This window comes from Kitasatospora sp. NPDC085879 (genome assembly GCF_040686255.1).
GTDB lineage: Bacteria > Actinomycetota > Actinomycetes > Streptomycetales > Streptomycetaceae > Kitasatospora.
Genome location: NZ_JBFBJZ010000148.1, coordinates 1 through 6,566 on the forward strand (window position 1 = coordinate 1; position 6,566 = coordinate 6,566).

Annotated in this window: 5 protein-coding genes; 3 read left to right on the forward strand and 2 right to left on the reverse strand. The window is 71.3% G+C overall.

Going from position 1 to position 6,566, the window contains the following annotated elements:
* Nucleotides 1-412: 412 nt before the first annotated feature.
* From AB0P35_RS41135 to AB0P35_RS41145, 3 genes are all read left to right on the forward strand, one after another.
* Complete coding sequence (locus AB0P35_RS41135; protein ID WP_095877595.1) at nucleotides 413-1,126, forward strand: hypothetical protein; 714 nt, start codon at nucleotides 413-415, stop codon at nucleotides 1,124-1,126.
* An 83-nt stretch (nucleotides 1,127-1,209) separates the two neighbouring features.
* Entirely contained in the window at nucleotides 1,210-1,512 is a 303-nt protein-coding gene (locus AB0P35_RS41140) for a hypothetical protein (RefSeq protein ID WP_095877596.1), read from the forward strand.
* A 332-nt stretch (nucleotides 1,513-1,844) separates the two neighbouring features.
* On the forward strand, nucleotides 1,845-2,063 hold the full coding sequence (locus AB0P35_RS41145) for a hypothetical protein (protein WP_363521537.1): 219 nt from the start codon (nucleotides 1,845-1,847) through the stop codon (nucleotides 2,061-2,063).
* Between the two features lie 207 nt (nucleotides 2,064-2,270).
* Here AB0P35_RS41145 and AB0P35_RS41150 read toward each other — a convergent pair whose 3' ends face one another.
* Both AB0P35_RS41150 and dnaE read right to left on the reverse strand, forming a co-directional pair.
* A complete protein-coding gene (locus tag AB0P35_RS41150) occupies nucleotides 2,271-3,266 on the reverse strand; it encodes a hypothetical protein (protein WP_363521540.1) in 996 nt (331 codons plus the stop codon).
* Nucleotides 3,266-6,566 (reverse strand): DNA polymerase III subunit alpha (gene dnaE, locus AB0P35_RS41155; protein WP_363521543.1); only part of this gene is annotated, 3,301 nt, incomplete at its 5' end. The genes dnaE and AB0P35_RS41150, both read right to left, overlap by 1 nt.

Here is a 6,566-nt window from a genome sequence, read left to right on the forward strand (position 1 = left end):
GGGGGGGGGGGGGGGCCGCCCGCCCCCCCCCACCACACCGGCGTCGCTCAGGCCGGTCAGGACCAGAAGCGGTCCGGCACACGGATACGAGCCCGCTGTTCCCTCGGCAGACGCCGATTGGGGCGCAGCGCCTTCCGGCCGGTGGGGTAGGCGCAGGTGTCGTTGTTTCTCCGCTATGTCAGGACATCCTCGAGTTGCTCCTTATGCTGACGGCCCCCGCTGATCGGCGGGGATCGCCCCCGCCGATCGGCTGATTTCCTCAACGTTCGCTCAACTGTGCGACAGGGTGAGGGTTTCGCTGCGAGACTCTGTGGAAGTTGACAGAGCACCGGCAATGGGGGGTCTGCGAACGGCTTGTTGAGCTGTTCGCATGTTCCGTTGTGCGGTCGGACGGAATTTGGAGATAGAAGGCATGCGAAGGTTCTTAACGGTGGCGTCGGTGGCCCTCCTGTTCGCGGGACTGGCCACTGGGGGAGCTCAGGCGGCGCCGCCGAAGCCCGCCTCGTACGTGATGGCGCAGTCCGACCTGCGGTCGGAGGTCTCGGGGATGACGGTCTCGCAGGCGCGCGACCTTCAGGCGCAGATCGACGACCAGATGCGGAAGGCCCCCGGGGGCACCCAGATCAGCGCGACCGAGATCTCCTGGGGCAACGGCAACGTCGTGATGGAGTTTCCGGTACCCGGCGAGAAGCAGGCCCCGCTGACTAGCTCGAAGGCTCTGCAGGCCGTTGCGACACAGGGCCCGAAGGCAGCCGAGAACATCGCCGCGGGGTTCCCGACCGGCACCTGCTACGACACCGGTACGTGCCAGTACCAGAAGTGCCCGTACGGGTTCCGCGACCAGTGGTACTGCCTCTACGCGGACGAGGGGTACGGCGGCCGGCGGCTGCAGTGGAAGGACGCCTACAACTTTTCCCAGGGGCTGGACGCCTGGAACTTCAACTACCAGGCCAGCGGCTGGGTGAACACGAGCCAGAAGATGGTCGTTGAGGTCTGGGGCCCGAACGGCGATCGCCTCTGGTTCGAGCCCGCCCGCGACAACTTCTTCTCCGAGCCGGCGCACAGCTCCTTCGTCGGGGCGGACGCTAATGACAAGGCCACCTCGTTCACGTCCTACGGCGGCTGACATGTAGCTTCAAGCGGTAATGCCGCAGGGGGATATTCCCTCTGCGGCATTACCATCCTGACGAACAACGAAAGACGGCGGAAATGCTTCTCATCGGCTTCGCGCTCATGCAGTTCCTCACGTTCATCGTGGTGATCTCTGCGCCGGTCCGCCACCCGATCGGGCCGCGCGCGCGATACGTCATGCGATGGGGATACTCGGTGTCCATCACCGGCGGCGTCGCATTCCTCGCTGGCCTCGCCCTTCTGCGGCGCGGCGCGGAGCCGGTGCTGTGGACCGCGCTGTCGTTCTTCTGGATGGGCACGCTGATCCTCATCTTCAGCAAGTGGTGGGTGGTCGCGGACAGGCGCTGGGAGCGGGACGCCTCAAGCCGGGCTGAGGGCTGAAGTAAAGCCGGGCTCTGACAGTCGTCGTTGCGCCGCTGCTGGCCAGTAGAACCGTGACGGCGCCGCAGGAAGGCCTTCCTGCGGCCCTTGGTGTCCTGGCGGGCATCGCCACCGCTATCGGGGACGCTCCGGCTGCCGCTGCCTGCGCGGGGACACTACGTTCTCGATGTCGTAGGTCTGACGGGCCGGCTGGCCCCCGTGCAGGCAGGGGCAGCCGTACACCGAGCTTCGGCCCGGCCGGCGGCTGTCCGATCAGCTTGCCGGCGTCGAAGATCCCGGCCACCACCGGCTGCTGCAGCACTTCGTCACCAGGCGCCTTCTCCGTCGGCTGCGTGAGAAAAGCGGAGAAGCAGCCCCTGGGGACGTCGCAGGCGAGCCACGCCCGTCGGCAGTTCAACGAGGCCAGGGGCTTCCTTGCCTGGCTGGCCGGCCGGGGCCGCAGCCCGGACCAGTGCCGCCAGCAGGACCTGGACGCCTGGCACGTCCACTCGAACCATGCCGCGGCAACGTTCCTGCGCTGGTGCACGGAAAGCGGCCACCTGCCGAACTGAAGCACGTGCCGCAGGCCGTCGGCAGCAGGAACGCCTCGCTCGACCACACCGGGCGGGCGGCGGATCTGCGACGCGTCCTCCAGGATTCGCGCCTTGGTTGCTCGACGTCGGGTCCGAACTGCACCGCGCGGGGCATCCGATCGCTCTCTCGTGCGATCACCGGTGCGCCGCCCGGCCCAGCCAGCCCGGACATGCCGCGCCGCTTGTTCAACGGCGGCTGGAGCGCGGGACCGCGAGCGTGGCCGGTTGGAGGGTGCCGGTGCCCCAGCGGTGGTTGGCCTTGTCGATGACGGGTTCGAGGGTACGGCGGTCCTCGGTCTGGGGGTCGAAGGTGAGTTGGGTGTGGCCGGTCGCGGCCGGGGCGAGGTGCGCGACGCGCGCGGTGACGGCGCGGATCCGGGCCCGCTGCAGGCCGAGGGGGGTGAACGCGGCGTAGAGGGTGTCGGCGAGCCGGGGGCTGTGGTTGGTGGGCTCGCGCAGGGTGCGGGTGCGGGTGGTGCTGCTGCGGTCGGCGTAGGTGATCTGGAGCTCGACGGCGCGGCAGGTCTTGTGCTGGCTGCGCAGGCGGGCGCCGAGGTCGGTGGCGAGGTCGAGCAGCGTACGGCGGACCTGGTGGGGGTCGAGGACGTCGGTGGGGAAGCGGCGGGTCGCGGTGATGCTCGCCGGCGGGCCGGAGGGGGCGACGGTGCGGGGGTCACGGCCGTTCGCTCGGTCGTGGAGGAGGCGGGCGGTGCTGGTGCCGGCGATCCGCTGCAGGGTGGGCAGGGGCAGGTCGGCGAGTTCGCCGGTGGTGGTGATGCCGTAGCGGGCCAGCGCGCGGCCGAGTTTGGGGCCGATTCCGGGCAGCGCCTCGACCGGGCGTGAGCGCAGGAAGCGACGGGTCTCGTCAGTGTCGGGTTCGAGGATGCGGGTCTGGCCGGGGGTGCAGGTGTCGGCGGCGAGGCCGGCCAGGAGTGGGCTGTCGCCGCCGCCGATGGCCGCGAGCAGGCCGAAGCGGGCGAGGAGGCGGGTGGCGATCAGGTCGGCGAGGCCTTCGGGGGTGCGGCGGAAGTAGCCGAGCGCGCCGGTGACGTCGAGCAGGGCGGAGTCCGGTGGGAGGGCCTGGACGACGGGGGTGATGTCGCCGAGTAGCCGGAATGTCTCGCCGTAGACGGCGAACGGCACCCGGTGCAGACGGACGTGGAGGATCGAACGCGTCGTCATCAGCCTGCGCTCCCTGGGCTCGCGTGCCACAGCCGGCCGGCACCGCGGCCACGGCGGCCCCCGTCACCGCCCGGCGGCCGGCCGCCGGAAGCGTCGCGACCGGACGTGCCTGTGCCGCGCTGTCCGTCCGGGCCGGACTCGTCGTCGCCGTCGGTGCTGGTGGGGGTGGCGGTGCGGGCGAGGTAGTCGCGGACGCCGGCGGTGCCACCGGCGGCGTGGGCGTCGGCGACCTCTTGCAGGTTCCAGGCGCAGGTGCCGATGACGGTGACGGACTTGCCGCGGCGGGAGACGGTGCCGCGGGCGAGGATCAGGAAGTGGTGGAAGAGCGGGTAGGCGGCCTGGGCGTGGGTGTCGTCGAAGTAGGTGAGGTCGACCTGGCCGGCGTCCCCTTGGGAGCCGTCGTCGAGGGAGACGAAGATCGTACGGCGGCCGGAGCGCATCGGCGGGGTCTGGATAGCGACCTTGGCCCCGGCGACGAGGACGGTCTCGCCTTCCCGGTGTTCCTTCAGCAGGTGGGCGGGGGTGACGCCGAGTTCGGCGAGCAGTGGGTGGAAGGGCTCCATGAGGTGCCGGCTGGCGTCCATGCCGATGACGTCGAGTTCGGCCTGCATCTCCTCGCGCGGGTTCATCACGGGCAGGCCGGTGGAGCCGGGCGCGGGTGCGGTGGGGTGTGCGAGGACGAGCTGGGCGGGGATCGCGATGGTGCGGTGCTGGTGGTGGAGTTCGTCGATCTGCAGGAGGAGTTCGCGGCGGTGTGCGCCGGGTGCGAGTTGGTCGAGGGCGCCGATGCGGGCGAGGCGTTCGGCGATCGGCTGGGAGGGGCGGGCGCGGGCCCAGAAGTCGGCGATGTCGGTGTAGGGGCGGCACGCGTCGATCCTCTCGGCGATCTCCTCGCTCATGCCGTGCACGTCCGCGAGGGACATCCGCAGGCCGAGGCGGCCGTCGGGGAGTTGCTCGGTGCGGTAGGTCGCGGCGGAGTGCTGGACGTCGACCGGGAGGACGGGGACGCCGCGGCGGCGTGCGTCGGCGAGGACCAGGCGCTTGGGGTACATGCCGGGGTCGTGTTCGAGCAGGCCTGCGTAGAACGGCGCCGGGAAGTGGGCCTTGAGCCAGGCGGATTGCAGGGTGGCCAGGGCGAACGCGACCGCGTGGGACTTGGCGAAGCCGTACGCGCCCATGTTCTCGATCATCTGCCAGACCTCGTCGACGACCGCCTGGCTGTAGCCGGCCTCGGTGGCACGCTGCCGGTACCACGCTTCCAGCGCGGGCAGCCGCTCCGGCTTCGCCAGCGCCCGCCGGGCCTCCTCCCCCATTGCCAGGTCGGAGCGGGTCATCGTCGCGAACACCTTGATCAGCTGCTCGTTGAAGATGACCACGCCGTAGGTGGAGCGGAGCGCGGGTTCGAGGTCGGGGTGCGGGTAGTGGACGGGCTTCTGGCCGTGCCGGCCGAGGAGGAACGGTTTGATCATGTCGGCCTGGACGGGGCCGGGTCGGAAGAGGCTGATCTCGGCGACTAGGTCTTCGAACGTCTCGGGCTGGAGGCGGCCGGCGAGATCGAGCTGACCGGGTGACTCCAGCTGGAAGACACCCAGGTTCTGGCCGCTGCGCAGCAGTTCGAACGCCTTGGGGTCGGTGAGCGGCACGGTGGCGCGGTCGTCGAGGTCGATCTGCTTGCCGGTGGTGCGCTCGATCTCCTTGACCGCATAGGCCATGCTGCTCTGCATACGGACGCCGAGGACGTCGAGCTTGAGCAGCCCGAGACCGTCGAGTTCGACGTCCTCCTTGTCGAACTGCATCGCGGGGAAGCCCTCGGTCGGCGTGGGCACGACCGGGGTGCGGCGCAGGAGGGTGTCGTTGGAGAGGATGACGCCGCAGGGGTGCATGGCGGTGCCGCGCGGGAGGGCGTCGAGGCCTTCGGCGAGGTCGAACAGGGCGCCGTAGCGGTGGGCGTGTTCGCGGACGTTGCTCAGTTCCGGCAGTTCGGCGAGGGCGGTCTTGATGGAGCGGGCGGTGATGTGGGGGAAGGCTTTGGCGAGGCGGCCGACCTCGTCGGGGGGCAGGCCGAGGGCGAGGCCGGTGTCGCGGATGGCGTGCCGGGCGCGGTAGGTCTCGGGCATGGAGAGGGTGCAGACGCGTTCGGTGCCGTAGCGGGTCATGATCCGGCGGTAGACCTCCAGGCGGCGGGCGGACTCCACGTCGATGTCGATGTCCGGCAGGCTCTTGCGCCGCAGGTTCAGGAACCGCTCCATGATCAGCTCGTGGTCGAGCGGGTTCGCGAAGCTGATACCCAGCAGGTGCACCACCAAGGATCCGGCGCCCGAGCCGCGGGCCTGGACCCGGATGCCCATGTCCTTCACGTCGTCGACGACCTGGGCGACCGTCAGGAAGTACGTCGGCCAGCCGAGCGTGTTGATGACCCGCAGCTCCTCCTCCAGCCGGGTGCGCATGGTGGGGCTGCGGTCGTAGCCGTTCCGGACCATCGCCGCGTCGCACCGCTCGCGCAGCACCCGCGCGGAGGTGCCGGGGGCGACGCCGACGACGTGCTCCTCGGGGAAGTGGACCTGCCCGATGCCCAGGTCGGATACCGGGTCGAGACGGCAGTCGGAAGCGGTGCGGGCGGTCGTCGCAAGCAGGTGCGCGGCCCCGCCGTGCTCCTGCCCCGCGGCGCGGGCGACCTCCTCGGCCAGCGCCGCCATCTCACGGTGGTCCTTCAGGGTGCGCTCGCCGTTGCAGGTCCGGCCCGGCCGGATCGGCATCAGCAGCCGGGCAGAGTCCAGGACGTCCGCGACCCTCGACTGGGCCGGGTCGAGGTAGCGCACCGCGTTGGTGATCACAGCGAGCATGTCCAGGTCGGCGGCCAGGCCGACGGTGCGGGCGGCGAGGCGCAGGGAGCCCGGGCCGGTGCCGGTGCGGCGGTGGTGGACGGCTTCCAGTCGCAGGTGCGGTCCGAAGGCCTCGCGCCAGGGGGCGAGGAGTTCAGTCGCGGTGTCCGGCCGGCCGGCGGCGAGCGCACGCACCGGCTGGGAGGCGGGGCCGAGCAGCACCGTGAGGCCTTCGGCATGCTCCCGGATCGCCTCCCACGGCACGACCGGCTGGCCGCCGCCGCGCTCGGCCCGGGCGGCCCAGCCGGCGGTGATCAGCACGCACAGGTTCGCCCAGCCGGTCCGGTCCCGGGCCAGCAGCGTGATCCGCGGCGCGGACTCGTCGACGAACGCCCCGCCACGGGCCGGGGTCCGCGGCCGCCGCTCCCCCGCCGGGGAACCGGCGCCGGGCCGGCCCGTTCGACCGGCCGCGGCCGTG

Bases quoted from the DNA above. Each gene is read 5' to 3' on its own strand.
- AB0P35_RS41150 (WP_363521540.1), bottom strand. From the start codon at position 3,266: ATGACGACGCGTTCGATCCTCCACGTCCGTCTGCACCGGGTGCCGTTC.
- AB0P35_RS41140 (WP_095877596.1), top strand. From the start codon at position 1,210: ATGCTTCTCATCGGCTTCGCGCTCATGCAGTTCCTCACGTTCATCGTG.
- AB0P35_RS41135 (WP_095877595.1), top strand. From the start codon at position 413: ATGCGAAGGTTCTTAACGGTGGCGTCGGTGGCCCTCCTGTTCGCGGGA.